At 72.9% G+C, this 17,779-nt stretch carries 10 protein-coding genes; 4 read left to right on the forward strand and 6 right to left on the reverse strand.

Annotated elements, in window-relative coordinates:
* Positions 1-322 precede the first annotated feature (322 nt).
* Positions 323-889, reverse strand: coding sequence for a MarR family transcriptional regulator (locus ABZ725_RS08940; protein WP_358802083.1), 567 nt, complete (start codon positions 887-889; stop codon positions 323-325).
* A 142-nt stretch (positions 890-1,031) separates the two neighbouring features.
* Between ABZ725_RS08940 and ABZ725_RS08945 the strand changes: the two genes are divergently transcribed.
* Complete coding sequence (locus ABZ725_RS08945) at positions 1,032-2,330, forward strand: MFS transporter (protein WP_358802084.1); 1,299 nt, start codon at positions 1,032-1,034, stop codon at positions 2,328-2,330.
* Between the two features lie 66 nt (positions 2,331-2,396).
* Here the strand turns inward: ABZ725_RS08945 and ABZ725_RS08950 are convergent, their stop codons facing one another.
* The 3 genes from ABZ725_RS08950 to ABZ725_RS08960 all read right to left on the reverse strand — a co-directional run bounded on the left by ABZ725_RS08950 (position 2,397) and on the right by ABZ725_RS08960 (position 6,587).
* Positions 2,397-3,194 carry a methyltransferase domain-containing protein gene (locus tag ABZ725_RS08950; protein ID WP_358802085.1) on the reverse strand — a complete coding sequence of 266 codons (798 nt, stop codon included), beginning with the start codon at positions 3,192-3,194 and terminating at the stop codon, positions 2,397-2,399.
* A gap of 32 nt (positions 3,195-3,226) precedes the next feature.
* Positions 3,227-4,903 (reverse strand): SpoIIE family protein phosphatase, encoded by a 1,677-nt coding sequence (locus ABZ725_RS08955; RefSeq protein ID WP_351910903.1) that lies wholly within the window; start codon positions 4,901-4,903, stop codon positions 3,227-3,229.
* A gap of 307 nt (positions 4,904-5,210) precedes the next feature.
* Complete coding sequence (locus ABZ725_RS08960; protein ID WP_358802086.1) at positions 5,211-6,587, reverse strand: NAD(P)/FAD-dependent oxidoreductase; 1,377 nt, start codon at positions 6,585-6,587, stop codon at positions 5,211-5,213.
* A 386-nt stretch (positions 6,588-6,973) separates the two neighbouring features.
* On the opposite strand from ABZ725_RS08960, the gene ABZ725_RS08965 reads away from it, so the two are divergent.
* Together ABZ725_RS08965 and ABZ725_RS08970 are read left to right on the forward strand one after the other, a co-directional pair.
* On the forward strand, positions 6,974-7,747 hold the full coding sequence (locus ABZ725_RS08965; RefSeq protein WP_358802087.1) for a helix-turn-helix domain-containing protein: 774 nt from the start codon (positions 6,974-6,976) through the stop codon (positions 7,745-7,747).
* Between the two features lie 287 nt (positions 7,748-8,034).
* Complete coding sequence (locus tag ABZ725_RS08970) at positions 8,035-9,975, forward strand: sigma-70 family RNA polymerase sigma factor (RefSeq protein ID WP_358802088.1); 1,941 nt, start codon at positions 8,035-8,037, stop codon at positions 9,973-9,975.
* Here the strand turns inward: ABZ725_RS08970 and ABZ725_RS08975 are convergent.
* Together ABZ725_RS08975 and ABZ725_RS08980 are read right to left on the reverse strand one after the other, a co-directional pair.
* Positions 9,962-13,384, reverse strand: coding sequence for a BTAD domain-containing putative transcriptional regulator (locus ABZ725_RS08975; protein WP_358802089.1), 3,423 nt, complete (start codon positions 13,382-13,384; stop codon positions 9,962-9,964). The two genes, ABZ725_RS08970 and ABZ725_RS08975, sit on opposite strands and share 14 nt — an antisense overlap.
* Positions 13,385-13,498: 114 nt before the next feature.
* Entirely contained in the window at positions 13,499-15,646 is a 2,148-nt protein-coding gene (locus ABZ725_RS08980) for an asparagine synthase-related protein (protein ID WP_358802090.1), read from the reverse strand.
* A 705-nt stretch (positions 15,647-16,351) separates the two neighbouring features.
* Here ABZ725_RS08980 and ABZ725_RS08985 point away from each other — a divergent pair.
* On the forward strand, positions 16,352-17,776 hold the full coding sequence (locus ABZ725_RS08985; protein ID WP_358802091.1) for an MFS transporter: 1,425 nt from the start codon (positions 16,352-16,354) through the stop codon (positions 17,774-17,776).
* Positions 17,777-17,779 lie beyond the last annotated feature (3 nt).

Raw genomic sequence — 17,779 nt, forward strand, 5'->3', positions numbered from 1 at the left:
TTTCCCTTTCCGGCGGTTCCGACTCTATCAGATCCTTTCGGCGCTGATTCCCAGTCAGAGGGGGTTGTCTTCGCGGCCCTTGGGCCGTTCCGACGTCTCAAACCTTAGCGGATCCGATCGGCAGCTCCTAATCGAGCTGCCGGCCCCAAATCGAATTGAATTCGGGCACGCCGAATTCAACCCCGTGGGGAGATCGTGCTGATGGTTTGTGGTGTCGCCAGTGCGACGGAGGTGCTGCCGAAGAACCGTTACGGCTCCGTGGCAACCCGGAGAACTTTACTTACCTCGCCCGGTGGCGTCAAGCGCCCCCTGTCAAGATCTTTTAATCGAGGTCGCTGAGCCGACCGCCGGCGTCCGGCTGGGCGTGCTCCACCCGGCGCAGAAGCCTGGTCAGGACCTCGCCGAGGTTCGTGCGCTCCTCCGCGGAGAGGTCCTGGAGGAGGTCCTCCTCGAAGACCGTCGCCATGCGCATCGCCTCCAGCCACTTCTCGCGGCCCTCGGATGTCAGCTCCACGATCACCCGGACCCGGTTGGACTCGTCCCGCTCACGGGTCACCAGTCCCTCGGCGACCATGCGGTCGATCCGGTGGGTCATCGCGGCCGGCGTGAGGCCGAGGCGCTTGGCCAGGTCGCTGGGGCCCAGGCGATAGGGAGCGCCGGAGAGGACGAGGGCCTTGAGGACCTCCCACTCGGCGTTGCTGATGCCGAGGTCCGCGGTCTGGCGGCCGTACGCGACGTTCATCCGGCGGTTGAGGCGGGACAGCGCCGAGACGATCTTCTCGATCTGCGGGTCGAGGTCCCGGAACTCGCGCTGGTAGGCCGCGATCTGCTCTTCGAGGGTCGGCTCGCCGCCGACGCCCGTACCGGCGCTGCCGGGGGTGTCGCCCATGTGGCCACTATCGCACGTCGCTCGTTCGCATCGAAGTCCTTCGAGATGTACAGTTTAGGTTCGAACTTTAGCTTCGAAGTCTTCGGTTCTAAGTACTGAGGCAGTAGAAGTACTGACCATCACCAACCGCACTGCTTGAGAGATGAGAGAGGTGAACGTGACCAGGGCGATGGGCGCAGCGATGCGCCGGATCCACGTGGGCAACGCACTCAGCGCGTTCGGGCTCGGCTTCACCGTCCCCTACCTGTACGTCTATGTGGCGCAGGTACGCGGGCTGGGGTCCATGACGGCGGGGCTCGTCCTCGCCGTCTTCGCGGTGGCCGCGCTGATCGTGCTGCCGTTCGCCGGCCGGGCGATCGTGCACCGCGGCCCACTGCCGGTCCTGCTCGCCGCCCTGGTCACCGCCGCGCTCGGTGCGCTGAGCCTGGGACTGGCCGGGAACGCGACGGCCGTACTGGCCGCCGCGGCCGCGCTCGGGGCCGGGCAGGCCGTGATGCAGCCGGCGCTGGCGACGATGATCGTGGACTGCTCGACCGCGGAGACTCGGTCGCGGGCGTTCGCGACGCAGTTCTTTCTGCAGAACCTCGGGCTGGGCGTGGGTGGGCTGATCGGCGGGCATCTGGTCGACACCACGCGCGTCTCCTCCTTCACTCTGCTGTTCGCCATCGAGGCCGCGATGTTCCTGCTGCTGGCCGTGGTGCTGTCGACGGTGCGGCTGCCGCACGCTCCGAAGGTCGGGGACGCCCCACGGTCCGCCAGGGGGAGCTGGAAGCAGCTGCTCGGCAATCGGGCCATGGTGCAGCTGTGTGTGCTGGGCTTCGTGCTGTTCTTCGCCTGCTACGGGCAGTTCGAGTCGGGGCTCAGCGCGTACGGGGTCGAGGCTGCCGGGATTTCGACGTCCGCCCTCGGCAGCGCCCTGGCCGCCAACACGGCGATGATCGTGATCGCGCAGTTCGCCGTGCTGAAGTTCGTCGAGCGGCAGAAGCGGTCGCGGGTGATCGCGGCCGTCGGGCTGCTCTGGGCTGTCGCGTGGGTCGTGGCCGGGTACGCCGGGCTCGGGCACGGCAGTCAGGCGATGGCGACGGCCGCGTTCGTGTCGACCTACGCGTTGTTCGGGCTGGGTGAGGCGATGCTGTCGCCGACGGTCGCGCCGCTGGTCGCCGATCTCGCGCCGGAGGGGATGGCGGGGCAGTATAACTCGGCGTTCGCCCTGGTGAAGCAGCTTGCGCTGGCCGTCGGGCCGGCGGTGGGCGGGCCGATGGGGGCCTCGCTGCACGCGCCGTACATCGTGACGTTCCTGCTGTTCTCGCTGGGGATCACCTACCTCGCGCTGCGGCTGGGACGGCAGCTGACCGCCGTCCAGGATCAGCCGTGGCTGGTGCGGAAGCGGGTGGTGGCCAGGGGTGGGGCCGCTGTGGAGCCTGTGGGCGCGGAGGCCTGACGCCCGAGGGTTCGCCGTGTGGAAGGCGGCCGTGGTCCGAAGGGACGACGGCCGCCTTCCGCGTGGTCAGCGGACCGCTGTCACCAGGGTCGCCGTGAAGGGGAAGGTCGTCGTGTCGTCGGGGAGGTGGGTGCGGATCGTGTCGGCGACGCTGGTGAGGGCCTGCTCGCCGCCGGCTTCGACGAGCGTCTGGCCCCAGGGGATCGCGGAGAGGTGGCCGGTGACGTAGTCCTCCAGTGGGGGGAGGGTGATGGCGAAGGTGAGGTCGCGGTGGGCGGTGGAGCGGAAGCCGGCGCGATCGAGGGCGCTGGTGAGGCGGTCCGCGGCCATGAAGGCCGTCCGGTAGCCCGCTGCCGCCTCCGGGGTGCCGTGCCGCTCCAGTGCCCGGTACTGGGCCGTGAAGTACGGGGAGTCGTCCAGGCGGGCCCAGACCGTGGCGGCGAAGCGGCCGTCGGGGCGGGTGACGCGGGCCGTCTCGGTCAGGGCCGCGTCGAGGTCGGGGAAGAACTGGGCGCCCTGTTGGCAGAGGACGGCGTCGAAGGCCGCGTCGGGGTAGGGGAGGTCGTGGGCGGGGGCGGCCGTGAAGTCGATGTCCGGGTAGAGGCGCGGGTGGCACGCCAGTGCGATCTTGAGCATTTCCTCGTTGACGTCCGCGCCGGCGACCCGGCCGGTGGGGCCCGCCTGTGCGGCGGCGGCGCGGGCCGCGAAGCCCGTGCCGCAGGCGAGGTCGAGGACGGTGGCGCCGGGGTAGAGGTCCGCGGCGTCCACGAGTGCGGTGACGAAGGGCGCCATGAGGGGCGCGACGTAGTGTTCGTAGCGCTGGGGGGCGCTTCCCGTGAGATGAAAGCCCGTTGCGTCTGCCATGGGGAGCTACTAGCACCGGGGGGCGTGTTCGCCTAGGTGCCGCGCGCGGGGGAGGTCGTTCCGTCGGGCTTCGGCAGGACGAACTCGCACCACACCGCCTTTCCGCCGCCCGGGGTGCGTCTGCTCCCCCAGTTGGAGGCGATCGTGGCGACGATGGCGATGCCGCGGCCCGATTCGTCGCCCGGTTCCGCGCGGCGGCGGCGCGGGAGGTGGTCGTCGCCGTCGGTGACCTCGATGATCAGGCGGCGGTCGGTGCGGCGCAGGCGCAGCCGCATGGGCGGGGTGCCGTGCTGGAGTGAGTTGGCGACGAGTTCGCTGGTGGCGAGGACGCCCAGGTCGTGCAGGTCGGCCGGGAAGCGCCAGCTGGTGAGGACGCCGGAGGCGAAGGCACGCGCGCGTGGGGCCGCTTCGACCCCGCCGAGGAGCTCCAGGGCCGCGTTGCGGAACAGCTCGCCGTCGGGGCCGGTGCGGGCCGGGTGCTGCAGGACGAGGACGGCGACGTCGTCGTCGTGGTCGGCGGTGACGCCGGCCGAGCGGACCAGGCGGTCGCAGACGACCTGGGGGGTGCCGGTCGCACCGGCCAGGGCGCGCTCCAGGGAGGCGATGCCTTCGTCCAGGTCTTCGTCCCTGCGCTCCACCAGGCCGTCCGTGTAGAGGACGGCCGTCGAGCCGGGGCCCAGGGGGATCGAGCCGGAGGCGTGCATCCAGCCGCCGGTGCCCAGGGGCGGGCCGGTGGGTTCGGCCGCGCGCAGGACGGTGCCGTTCTCGTCGCGGACCAGGATGGGCAGGTGGCCTGCGGAGGCGTACACCAGTCGGCCCTCGTTCGGGTCGTGGATGGCGTACACGCACGTGGCGATCTGGTTGGCGTCGATCTCCATGGCGAGGCCGTCGAGGAGCTGGAGGACCTCGTGCGGGGGCAGGTCGAGGCGGGCGTACGCGCGGACCGCGGTGCGGAGCTGGCCCATGACGGCTGCCGCGCGCACGCCTCGGCCCATGACGTCGCCGATCACGAGGGCGGTGCGGCCGCCGCCGAGGGTGATGACGTCGTACCAGTCGCCGCCGACCGCGGCCTCGGTGCCGCCGGGCTGGTAGGTGGCGGCGATGCGCAGGTCGTCGGGCTCTTCGAGCTCCTGGGGGAGAAGGGAGCGCTGGAGGGTGACGGCCGTCTCGCGTTGGCGGCGTTCGCTGGTTCTGAGGCGTTCGGCGGCTTCGGCGTGGTCGGTGACGTCGGTGGCGAAGATCAGGACGGTGCCCTTGCCGTTGTCCTCGGCGGCCGGGGTGCAGGTGAACGTGTAGGAGCGGCCGTCGGGCGCCTTGCGTGACTTCAGGGTGCGGGGCTTGCCGCTGCGCAGGGCCTGGTCGAGGAGGGGCAGAAGTCCGAGGTCGCGGAGTTCGGGGAGGGCTTCGGCGGCCGGTTCGCCGCAGGGGCGTACGCCGAAGGCCGCCGCGTAGGCGTCGTTGACGTAGGCGAGGCGGTGGTCGGGGCCGTGGACGAGGGCGACGAGGGCCGGGACCCGGTCGAGGACCTCACGGACCGGGAGTTCGTCGACCGCGGGCACCGGGGGCGGCTCGTCGGTGAGTTGTTCGGCGCGGGCCGCGGGGACCGAGCCCTCGCTCCGCCGGTCCGTGGTGGTGACCGGGTGCTCGGCTCGCGCGGCGGCGCGGCGCTGCGTTCCGGGGAGCCGGGCGCTCCAGCGCGTGAAGTTCACGAATCCTTGCCTCGTGTAGTCGTCGTCGGCCGGCTCCGGGCCCGGCCTGGGCTCCGGGGGCCGCGCGGCGGTGGCCGCACATTGTTACAGCACCCGGGGTGTGGAGCACGGGGAAACAGCCTCGTGGGTCGCGGGGCGGGCGGTGGCCCGCCGGGTGGGGCTCGGGAGGGACTCGAAAGGGGGCTCGGGAAAAGGCTCGGGGGAGGGCTCGGGAGGGGTTATGAGCAGGGAGCAGTCTGGCAGTGTGGCCGCCGTCCGGGCCGACATTCGTCATACGTGGGGGCGGCCGGTGGAGTTCCTGGATCCGTCAGGACGACCCCTTCGGGTCGTCGGAAGACTCCTCAGAAGGCTTTCCACCGGCAGCGAGTTCGAACTCCGCGCGGGGATGTTCGAGTGATCCCAGGGAGACGATCTCCCGTTTGAAGAGGCCGGAGAGGGTCCATTCGGCGAGCACGCGCGCCTTGCGGTTGAAGGTGGGCACGCGGCTGAGGTGGTACGCGCGGTGCATGAACCAGGCCGGGTAGCCCTTGAGCTTGCGTCCGTAGACGAAGGCGACGCCTTTGTGGAGGCCGAGCGAGGCGACCGAGCCGACGTATTTGTGGGAGTACGTCTGGAGGGGTTCGCCGCGCAGGGAGCGCGTGATGTTGTCGGCGAGGACCTTGGCCTGGCGGACGGCGTGCTGGGCGTTGGGGGCGGTCTCCGTGCCGGGCTCGTCGGCCGTCACGTCGGGGACCGCGGCGGCGTCTCCGGCCGCCCACGCGTGCGTGACGCCGTCGACGGTCAGCTCGGGGGTGCATTTCAGCCGACCTCGTTCGTTCCGCGGAAGGTCGGTGGCGGCGAGCAGCGGGTGGGGTTTGACGCCGGCGGTCCACACGACCGTACGGGTCGGGAAGCGGGCGCCGTCGCTGAGGACGGCGATGCGGTCGGCGCAGGACTCCAGGCGGGTGTTCAGCCGGACGTCGATGTTGCGGCGGCGCAGTTCGCTGACCGTGTAGCGGCCCATGTCGGCGCCGACCTCCGGCAGGATCCGGTCGGAGGCCTCGACCAGGATCCACTTCATGTCCTCGGGCTTGACGTTGTGGTAGTAGCGCGTGGTGTAGCGCGCCATGTCCTCCAGTTCGCCGAGTGCCTCCACGCCCGCGTAGCCGCCGCCGACGAAGACGAAGGTGAGGGCCGCGTCGCGGATGGCGGGGTCGCGGGTGGAGGAGGCGATGTCCATCTGCTCGATGACGTGGTTGCGCAGCCCGATGGCCTCCTCGACGGTCTTGAAGCCGATGGCGTGGTCGGCCAGGCCCGGGATGGGGAGCGTGCGGGAGACGGAGCCGGGCGCGAGGACGAGTTCGTCGTACGCCAGCTGCTGGGGGCCGGTGCCCTCTTCGTCGGTGGCGAGGGTGGTGAGGGTGGCGGTGCGCTTGGCGTGGTCGACGGCGGTGACCTCGCCGACCACGACCCGGCAGTGCGGCAGGACGCGGCGCAGGGGCACGACGACGTGCCGGGGGGAGATGGACCCCGCGGCCGCCTCGGGCAGGAAGGGCTGGTAGGTCATGTACGGGTCGGGTGTGACGACCGTGATCTCGGCCTCGCCCCGGCCGAGTTCCTGTTGCAGCTTCCGTTGGAGCCGCAGGGCCGTGTACATCCCGACGTAGCCACCGCCGACAACGAGAATGCGCGCACGTTCCTTCACTCCCCCATGACGCACCGGCCGCCGGAGTTTGTCCACAGCCTCGACAATTTGTGTGACCGCGAGTCGGCCGCGCCCCGGGTTGGCCGAAACACCGGAGTACGGATCAGGAGCGCAGGTCAGCGGGTGTGCGCCGGGGTGGGGGATGGGGCTCAATCGGGACGTATACGACCCGTACTCCGATCGGGGGGCGCTCCGTGCGGAACCTGCCCCTTCTGAATTGACTGCCTCTCAACTATGTTCGTATGTCGACGGGGTGTCAGGGGGAAGCGCTCTGCGGGTCTGCGACGGGCGGGCCCGAGGAGGCCGCCGTCCCCTGTGTTCCACGCCCCGGATTTCTATGGCGGGGAAAGTCTCCGGGGGGAGACGTCATTACCGGGGGATCATTCATGCACATTCAGAACTCGCATTGGTCGTCCGCGCCGACGCTCGCAACCGGCGGCGCGGTCGGTGCGGTCGGCACGGCAATGGGCAACGGACGCGGAGAGGGCGCGCGCACAGCGCCGCTCCGCGTGGACGCACAGCGCAATCTGGAACACGTACTGCGGGCCGCGCGGGAGGTGTTCGGCGAGCTGGGGTACGGCGCTCCGATGGAGGACGTGGCGCGGCGCGCACGCGTCGGGGTCGGCACGGTGTACCGGCGCTTCCCGAGCAAGGACGTCCTGGTGCGGCGCATAGCCGAGGAGGAGACCTCTCGGCTGACCGACCAGGCCCGGACGGCGCTCGGCCAGGAGGACGAACCGTGGTCGGCGTTGTCGCGCTTCCTGCGGACGTCCGTGGCGTCCGGCGCCGGGCGGCTGCTGCCGCCGCAGGTGCTGCGCGTCGGGGTCGCGGAGGACGGCGCCGAGGGCGGGTCGGCCGGCGAGGCACGGGTGCCGCAGCAGCGGACCCAGCCGGGCGGCGGCGAACTGCGGCTCGTCCCGGAGGACGGCACGACGGCCGCTGTCGACGACACCGGCGCCGCGGCGCTGCTCGAGGTCGTGGGCCGGCTCGTGGAGCGGGCGCGGGAGGCGGGCGAGCTGCGCGTCGACGTGTCGGTGTCGGATGTGCTGCTGGTCATCGCGACGGCGGCGCCCTCGCTGCCGGACCCGGCCCAGCAGGCGGCGGCCTCCGCGCGACTGCTGGACATCCTGCTGGAGGGCCTGCGGTCCCGGTCCTCGTGAGCTCGAAAGGGTGACTGTGGGTGGGGGGTGCCGCGCCGCCCCCACCTCCCGTCCACCGCACTGGACAGGGGTTGGACATTCGGGATATTTCGAGCAGCCGGCTCAACTCCTGCCCACAGAACGACAGTTGAACCTTCCCCGTATGGGTGAACCTTAGTACTGGACTGCGACAAGTCCCCACGGACGAGTGGACGGCCCGCCCGACGGGGTACTGACCAAAAGCCAATATGGCACTCTGACCCGGTGGTCGGGACTGGTTGTTGGGCAGGCGGCGGGGGCTTTCCGCGATGAGCGTTGACGGTCAGGACGAGTCACTCGGTTCATCCGGTGACGGTGACGCGAAGGCCGACGGCCCGACCTCGCCACAGGTACCGAACCAGGGCAGACGCGTGAGCGGTCGGGAGGGTCCTCAGGCCGATCCGTATCCGTCGGAGGGCACTGTTCCGGCGCAGCGCGAGTGGCGTGCCGACGGGATCCTGCCGCCGCCGCGGGACGTGCCCCCCGCCGACACCGACCTGATCGGCCGGATGCGCTCGGGCGACGACACGGCGTACGAGGAGCTGTACCGGCGACATGCCGACGCCGTGCGCCGCTACGCCCGCACCTGCTGCCGGGACGCCCACACCGCCGACGACCTCACCGCCGAGGTCTTCGCCCGCATGCTCCAGGCGGTGCGCGGGGGCTCGGGACCCGAGTACGCCGTCCGCGCCTATCTCCTCACCTCCGTCCGACGGGTGGCCGCGGGCTGGACGCGGTCGGCGAAGCGGGAGCAGCTCGTCGACGACTTCGCGATGTTCTCGGCGCAGTCCGCCCGACCCGCGGAGCTGTCCGACGACGACACGCTGGACCTGGGCGCGGATGTGCGCGCGATGCACGAGGCCGAGCAGTCCATGGCCATGCAGGCCTTCCGCTCGCTGCCCGAGCGCTGGCAGGCGGTGCTGTGGCACACGGAGGTCGAGGACGAGTCGCCGAGCGAGGTCGCCATGCTGTTCGGCCTCGACGCCAACGGCACGCGCGTGCTCGCCAGCCGGGCCCGCGAGGGCCTCAAGCAGGCCTACCTCCAGGCCCATGTCAGCGCCACCCTCACCAGCGACGAGGAGTGCGCCCGCTACGCCGACCAGCTCGGCACCTACGCCCGCCGTCGGCTGCGCACCCGCGCGGAACGGGGGCTGCGCAAGCACCTGGAGGAGTGTGCCAAGTGCCGGCTGGCCGCCCTCCAGATCGAGGAGGTCGCCAGCAGCATCCCGGCCGTCGTGCCGATCGCGGTCATCGGCTGGTTCGGCGCCGCCGGGTACGCCAAGGCGCTCGCGCTCATCGCCGGCGGTACCGGAGCGGGGGCCGCGGGCGCCGCGGGGGCAGCCGCCGCGGCAAGCGGTTCCTCCGGCGGGGCGAGCTCCGGAGGCGGGGCGGCGGCCTCCGAGGGGCTGGGCGCGCCCGTGAAGGCCGGTATCGCGGCAGGGGTGGTGTCGGTGGCGGCCGCCGTGGTGGCCCTCGCGCTCGTCGGCAACGACAGCCCGGCCGAGCAGCCGGAGGCCAGACCGCCGGCCTCCGCACCGGCGCCGGTCGCGCGGCCCGAGGAGCCGACGCCGACACCCACGCCCACCCCGACGCCTGCGCCGGTTGAGGAAGCTGAGCCGGAGCCGCCGGCGATCGTCCCGGTGGCGGCCCCGACGCCGACCCCCAGGTCGACGCCCACCCCGACGCTGACGCCGACACCCACGCCCACCCCGACGCCCGCACCGGCTCCGAAGCCCAGCCCGACCCCCACGCCGACGCCGACGCCTCCGCCCGCCCCGGTCGTCTACCAGCTGAGCGAGCTCGCCTTCGACGTCCACGGCGACGGCACCCGGCCCGAGATCCGGCTCCGCGGCAGCAGTTGGGTGTGGCAGCGCAACGCGCTGTCCATCGCGGACCGGCAGTACGCGCCCGGGGTGACCGTGTACGGCCACTCCTCGGTCACCGTCGACCTGAACCGGAAGTGCACCTCCTACGACGCGTTCGTCGGCGTCGACGACCTGATGATGAAGCTCGGCAAGGTCTCCTTCTCCGTCTACGCCGACGACAACCGGCTCTGGTCGTCCGGGGTGATCGAGGGCGGCGACCCGGCCGTGCCCGTCCATGTGAACCTCAGCGGTCGCACGAGCGTGCGCCTGGTGGTTGAGCCGCACGGTCACCTGGACTCGGTGGCACTCGCGGACTGGGCGGAGTCCAGGTTCACCTGCTCGTAGGGGCTGAGGGCCGGGGAGCGCGCGGCTGCTCGGCCGCCGAGGGGTGGCGGCGCATGGCCTCCGTGAGCTCGTGCAGGGCGTCGGTCGCGGTCAGGGGCTTGCCCAGGGCGCGCTCGGCCGCGTAGCGCTCGGCGCCCAGGGCCTCGCGGGCCGCGGCCTCGGTCCGCTCGGCCCGGATGTGCTCCGGTGCGGGACGCGGATAGGGGCCGCGCAGTCCGTCGGCGGCCGCGAGGAGACGGGCCGCGCGAGGGAAGTCGCCGAACCGGGCCAGCAGGTCCGCCGCGGTGTCCACGATCGACGCCGTGATCGCCTCGGCGCACTGGTCGGCCACCGCTTGCCGCAGCGTGTCGGCGAGCACCGGCAGACCGTGCTCCGGCCCGGACTCGACGGCCGTGAGGTCGCCGTCGAGCATGCCCAGCGCCGCCTTGAACTGGGGCGGCGGTGTGCCCTCCCCGATCGCCGCGCGGGTCTCTTGGCACAGCACGCGCGCGTGAGCGACATCGCCCTGCTGCAGCGCGATGTAGCCGCGCATCAGCAGGACGAACGCCCGGACGTCCGGCAGGCCGTGGCGGTCGGCGGCGCTGCTCGCCTCGTCCAGCGCCGCCATGGCGCCGTCGACATGGCCCGACCGGAAGGCGATCTCCCCGAGCCGGGCGATGAGGAACGGCGCTTCGGTGTACGCCCCGACCTCATGGGCGAGCCGCAGCGCCTCGCGGTACTCCTGCTCCGCCTCCGCGAAGCGGCCGCGCGCCATCGCCGCCTCGCCCGCCGCGCCGCACACCTGGGCCCGTATCCAGCGGTCGCCGACGCGCAGGCTGAGCAGCCGCAGCTCCGCCAGGTCATCGTCCACCCCGTGCAGTCCGCCGGGCGAGTCGACGACCATGTGCGTGCGGAACATCAGGGTGCAGCCGAGCTCCCAGTCGCCGCCGTGGGCACGGCAGTTGGCGACGGCCGCGTCCAGGATGCCCCGGGCGTCCACCGTGTCCCGCAGCTGGAAGGACGTCAGCGGCCAGAGCATGCCGGGCATCCGCGCCGACTGCGGGCCGCCCGGCTCGTAGGCGGCGCGCAGGCGGGCGAGGTACTCCCGGCGGCGCGGGTTCTCCGCCACGTCCTTCGGCCCCTCGGACAACAGGAACAGGTGCTGCATCCGCAGGTTCATGCGGTGCGGGTGCGGGTGCCGGTGGCCGCTCGGGCGCTGGTGCCCCTGCTCGGGGTGGGCGTCGTCGTCCGTCGTGGTGGGCTCGTCGAGGAAGGCGTCGACCGGGTCCACGGCGGCCATGCGGGCGGCGAGGTCGGCGGGGACGGGAAGGGCGGGGACGACGGCGTCGCCCTCGCGCATGGGCTGGAGTGTGTCCAGGACCGCGCCCAGGCGCAGGCTGCGGTCGGTCCACTCGGCGCCCTCGATGCGGTGGTTGCGGAGCCACCAGAACCAGCCCATGGCCAGGCAGAGGGCGGCGGCCTCCTCTTCTGCGCCCGCCATGAGCGCGCGCTGGAGGCCCACGCGGATGTTGTCCAGCTCGGTCTCCAGGCGGGAGATCCAGGGAAGTTGCTCGGCGGAGCGCAGCAGTGGGTCGGCCCGCTCGACGAGCGCGCGCACCCACGCCCGGTGTCGCCGTTCGGCCGCCGCGCTGCGGTGCGGGAGTTCGGCGGCGCGCTCGGTGGCGTACTCGTGGATCGTCTCCAGCATGCGGTAGCGCATGTCGTCGCCGCCGTCCCGCCGGCACGGGGCGGCCACGACGAGGGACTTGTCGACGAGCGCTCCGACCAGGTCGGCGACCGGGCCGGAGCACACGGCCTCCGCGGCTTCCAGGTCCCAGCCGCCCGCGAACACGGACAGCTCGCGCAGCAGCGTGCGCTCCGGTTCGTCGAGCAGGTCCCAGGACCAGTCGACGACGGCGCGCAGGGTCTGCTGGCGGGGCAGGACCGTACGGCTGCCCGAGGTGAGGAGGCGGAAGCGGTCGTCGAGGCGGTCGGCGATCTGGCGTGGGGTGAGCAGCCGGAGCCGGGCGGCGGCGAGTTCGATGGCGAGCGGCAGCCCGTCCAGCCGTCGGCAGATCTCCGCGATCGCCTCCTCGTCCCGCAGGAGGGCGGCCGCGTCGGGGCGGACGGCGGCCGCGCGCTCGGTGAAGAGGCGGCGCGCCTGGTCGGGGAGGAGGGGCTCGACCGGGCGGACCGACTCGCCGGGCACGCCCAGGGGTTCACGGCTGGTGGCGAGGATCGTGAGCTCCGGGCAGCGGGTGAGGAGCGTCTCGGCGAGGGCGGCGGCCGCGTCGATGACATGTTCGCAGTTGTCAAGGATCAGGAGTTGGCTGCGCGGGGCGCAGTACTCGACGAGCAGGGCGACCGGGTCGCCCTGCGGGGTCGCCGGCTCGGTGGTCATCAATGCGGTCTCGCGCAGACCGAGGGCACTGACCACCGCGCCGGGCACCGCCTCCGGCCGGTCGAGCGGCGCCAGCTCGACAAGCCACGCCTGCGGGAGCCCGGCGGCGGCTTCCTCGGCGAGACGGGTCTTTCCAGAGCCGCCCGGTCCGGTGAGCGTGACCAGACGGGCCCTGTGCAATTCGGAACGGATGGCGTCGAGCTCGGGTTCCCGGCCCACGAAAGAGGTAAGACGCGGACGGATGTTGCCGGTCCGTGGCGGGAGTCGGAGCGGGGCGAGACCGGTGAGGGAGGTCGTCCGGGGGCGGCTTTCGGGGTGGTTCAGGAGCTCGGCGTGGAGGGCGCGCAGGTCCGGGCCCGGGTCGGCGCCGAGGCCGTCGGCGAGGGTGCGGCGGGCGGTCTCGTATGCGGCGAGGGCGTCGGCGTCACGGCCGGTGTCGCGCAGGGCGCGGATGAGGAGGGCGTGCAGCGGTTCGTCGTAGGGGTGTGTGGCGGACAGTTCCGTCAGGCGCGGCAGGACTTCGCGGGCGCGGCCGAGGAGGAGGTCCGCCTCGGCGCGGGCGCGGGCCGCCTCCAGGTGGAGGGCTTCGGGGCGGGCGGCCGGGGTGCGGTCGGGGAGGTCGGCGAGGGCGGGGCCGCGCCAGAGGGCGAGAGCCTCGTCGAGGGTGCGCGCGGCGGTGGCCGGGTCGCCTTGCCGCAGGGCCTGGGTGCCCTGGCGTACGAGCCGCTCGAAGACGAACAGGTCGACGTCGTCCTCGGTCGCGGCGAGCCGGTAACCGCCCGGGGCGGAGACGACGGCGTCCTTGCCGACGACTCGGCGGAGACGGCCGATCAGCGCCTGGAGGGCGGCGGGGGCGTCCTGGGGCGGGTCGGCGGCCCAGACCTCGTCGATGAGGTCTCCCGGGGCGGTGAGCCGGCCCGGGCGCAGGGCCAGAGCGGTGAGCAGGGCGCGGAGCCGGGCGCCGGGGACGGATACGGCGCTGCCCTGGTCGTCCGCTGTCTGGGTGACGCCCAGGATTCTGTACCGCACACGGTCATTGTCGCCGGGGCACGGACGCGGGTCATCAGGTTTGCCGTCGGGTTGCCGAGCGGGGGCGGCGGACACGTGAGCGGGGGCCGGGCATGACCGCTGCCGACCTCGCCCTCACCCCCCGGAGGAGACCGCTCGTCTCTGTGGAGCGATGCCTGCCGGTACCGCGCGGGCTCGGGCCGGGGTGCCTGTCCAGCAGGTGCCTCTGCGGGAGAGGAGGCGGCGGAGCCAGAGTTCCAGGGAGATCAGGTCGGCGAGGCCGTCCAGGGGGAGGGGTTCGCCTGCCGCCGCGGCTCTGAGGGCCTTGCGGACGACTCTCGCCTCGATCAGCCCCGCCTCCGCGAGGAGCGGGGCTTCGAAGAGGGTGAGCAGGGGGTCCATGGCCATGCGAAGGCCGGCCCGGGCGGCCGCGTCGGCGGAGGCCTGGGAGGGGGCGCCCCAGCCGTGCGGGAGGTCGGTGACGCCGGCGCCCTTGAGGACGGTGCGCAGGATCGCCGCACGCGCCCCCGGTTGCACACGCAGGGTCTCGGGGAGCGCACGGCACGCGCGGACGACCTGGTTGTCGAGGAACGGGGCGTGCAGTCGCTGGGAGCGGATCTCGACGGCCTGTTCCAGGACGCGCAGGTCCATGGCGTGCCGGGTGAGGGCCGCACGCGCGCGATAGTCGCCCGGACGCTGGCCCGGTCCCACGCCGGTGCGATGCGTGGCCCCTTGTAGGCGAACCGATACTTCAGCCAGCGCCTCCCCCGTGAGCCAGCGCGCGGCCGGGCCCGCTCCGCCCCAGGTCAGGGCCGCGAGAGACGCCCCTACGGCGCCTGAGGGGTCGTCGAAACTGAAGCTGCGGTGCAGGAGTCTTTCGGCGAGACCCTCCACACCCGCGCGGTACGACGTACGGGCCAGCCGGCGGGCGGCGCCGTACACGCGCGCGGGGACGAGCACGGAGCCGTCCGCCTTGGTGAGCGCGGCTACCGGGCGCACGAGGTGGCGGCGCTTGCGGTCCATCAGCAGGTCCGCCAGGCGGGCCGGGTGGGCGTCCAGGACCTGGCGGGCGCCATAACCCGTGAAGTGGTCCGCGCTGCCCGCTGCGAGACGCGCGCGGTGGCGGGCGGCCAGGACCAGGCTGGGGCCGGGTTCGTCGGTCAGCGGTCCGTCCAGGTCGGCGTACGGCAGCGTCTCCTCGCCGCCGGCCACGACGACGTGGTGCAGGCGCGGGTTGGCCGCGAGGGCGCCGGCCCGTTCCAGTTCCGCCTCGCGGCCCCCGACGGCCAGGTCGTTGAAGGTGACGGCCACCAGCCGCTCCCCCGCGCCCGTGCCGTGGCCGAGCAGGGTGCCCGGCATGCCGGGCAGGCCCGCCGCGAGAAGCGCCAGCGTGCCGGAGGCCGGGCCGCCGGACAGGTCGGCGCCGATGCCGGGAACGGGCATCCCGCGCGCGGCGCGCCGTTCGGCGGGTCCCATGCCGGGCACCGGGCCGGGGTCGATGTCGGGGACGTGCCGGGGCGCGGACAGACGCGCGCGTACCGCCTCGATGAGCGCGTCGCGCACGGCGTCGACCGCGCTGTCCGGGTCGGCCGGGGGCGCCGCCACGGCGAGCGAGGCGACCGGCTCGTACCCGGCGACCTCGCGCGCCCCGGCGCGAAGGATGAGCGCATGCCCCGGCGGAATGCGACGCACGCCGTCGTACGGAGTGGAGTCGTGCAGCGCGGCCGGCACGTCGGGGGCGGCGAGCAGGGCCGCCAGGTGGCCGAAGTCGAGGTTGGCCTCGACGAGGTCGGCCAGCGGCAGCGCGGCCGTCGCGTACGCCGTGCCGCCCGCCCAGGGCGTGTGGAACACCGGGCGCGCGCCCGCCAGATCGCCGCAGACGGTGATGCGCCGGCCGACCTGGGCGATCGCCGTGTAGCTGCCCGGCCAGGCCGTCAGGTGCCGAAGTGCCCCTCCGCGCGCGGCGAACAGTCCGACGCGCAGCTGTTCGTCGGTCGCCCCGCACGTGCCGAGGACCGCGATCCGGGTCTGGGCGTCGACCTTGACCACCCGCACCTCGTCGGGGCGCCAGTCGCCGACCGCCCACAGCGGATCGGGGTCTCCCCACAGGAGTTGGGAGCCGACCGGCTGCAAGGTCTCGCCCTCGTAGCCGACTTGGCCCCCCTGGGCCTCTCGGCCCTCCTGGCCCCCGTACGCCGCGCCGCCGTCGCGCCGGCCGTCGTAGCCGACGGACCCGCCCAACGCGCCCGCGGCGGTGCTGCTCCAACCCACCAACCACCGCATCGACGCCTCCACAGGCTGTGGACAACCGAGTGCACCGTACGAACGGTTCACCATGCTGCCACGAAGAACGCGCTGCAGACGGAGGCTGCGCCGCTTGTGATCCGGAGAGTGCGCCCGTGTCAACGAGTCGGCGCCGGCCGGGACGGCTGTGGGCACCCCGGTGTCCGCGACCTGAATGCGCCCCCGGTACGCTCCCCCAGGACGCCCTGCGCGCCCTCGATTTCCATGGTGGGAGGCGTTGTCACTCATGGAACACAGGGTCGCTTTTCGGCCAAATCCCCGGCGTACGTTCGGTGTTGGAAACGTGCCGAGCAGGCTCCGCACACGCTCCGTACACACGCGCGCGACTCGAAGGCGCGCGCCGGTCCGGGAGGCGGAGTTCGCCCCCCGGACCGTTCCGCCGCCCGCGGGGATGAAGGCGGCGGTGTCCCCCAGCCCACTGGATCCAGTACAGCGGGCCGACCCACGCACGGCCCATGGAACCGCTCCCGCGGTGGCCGGAGAAGAGCGCACGGCCGGGCGCACGGCCACACAGCGGGAGCACACCGCAACGGTCCGTACCTGAGCCGACACTTTCGTACGGACCACAATCCCGCCAACCGGAAGAATGCCCCTTAACGCTTGGGATGCGGCGAACTACGCTGGGTTTACGAATGCCGCATGGTTATGCCAGCGCGGCAGCCGTCTGTGTCGAGGGGTGGCGCAATGTCCAGGGAGCAACGCGGGCCGAACGAAAAACTCGGCGCCGTTCTCGCCCTCGCGGGAATCAGCAACGCAGGACTCGCGCGACGCGTCAACGATCTTGGCGCTCAACGCGGGTTGACTCTTCGCTACGACAAGACGTCCGTGGCGCGCTGGGTGTCGAAGGGCATGGTGCCGCAGGGCGCCGCGCCGCACCTCATCGCGGCCGCCATCGGTCAGAAGCTCGGCCGCCCGGTGCCGCTCCATGAGATCGGCCTGGCGGACGCGGATCCCGCGCCCGAAGTGGGCCTTGCCTTCCCCAGAGACGTCGGCCAGGCCGTGCGCTCGGCCACCGACCTCTACCGCCTCGATCTCGCGGGCCGCCGGGCCGGCTCGGGGGGCATCTGGCAGTCGCTGGCCGGATCGTTCGCAGTAAGCGCGTACGCAACGCCCGCCTCACGGTGGCTGATAACCCCGGCCGACAGTTCGGTGGCGCGCGACATCCACCTCCTGGAGGGGTCCGGCGCACCGCTCAAAGTCGGCCACAGCGATGTGCAGAAGCTGCGGGAGGCCGCCGAGGACGCCAGACGCTGGGACTCCAAGTACGGAGGCGGCGACTGGCGTTCCTCCATGGTCCCGGAGTGCCTGCGGGTCGAGGCGGCGCCGCTGCTGCTCGGCTCGTACTCCGACGAAGTGGGGCGCGCCCTGTTCGGGGCGAGCGCCGAACTGACCCGGCTGGCGGGCTGGATGGCCTTCGACACCGGTCAGCAGGAGGCCGCTCAGCGGTACTACATCCAGGCGCTGCGGCTCGCGCGTGCCGCGGCGGACGTCCCTCTCGGGGGCTACGTCCTGGCCTCCATGTCCCTGCAGGCGACATACCGCGGGTTCGGCGACGAGGGCGTCGATCTCGCGCAGGCCGCCCTGGAACGCAACCGGGGGCTGGCCACGGCCCGCACCATGAGCTTCTTCCGGCTCGTCGAGGCACGCGCGCATGCCCGCGCGGGGGACGCGCATGCCGCCGGAGCGGCGCTGAAGGCCGCCGAGGGATGGCTGGAGCGCTCCCGTGACGGCGATCACGACCCGTCCTGGCTCGGCTTCTACTCCTACGACCGCTTCGCCGCCGACGCCGCCGAGTGCTACCGCGATCTGAAGGCGCCACGTCAGGTGCGGAGGTTCACCGAGCAGGCGCTGTCGCAGCCGACGGAGGAGTTCGTGCGGTCGCACGGGCTGCGGCTCGTCGTCTCGGCGGTCGCCGAACTGGAGTCGGGGAACCTCGACGCGGCCTGCGAGCAGGGGGTGCGGGCGGTGGAGGTCGCCGGGCGCATCTCCTCCGCGCGCACCACGGAGTACGTCAAGGATCTGCTCCACCGGCTGGAGCCGTACGGCGACGAACCGCGGGTGGTGGAGTTGCGGGAGCGGGCGCGGCCGCTGCTGATGACTCCGGCGTAGGCA

It is taken from the genome of Streptomyces sp. NPDC006872, assembly GCF_040635845.1.
Taxonomy (GTDB): domain Bacteria; phylum Actinomycetota; class Actinomycetes; order Streptomycetales; family Streptomycetaceae; genus Streptomyces.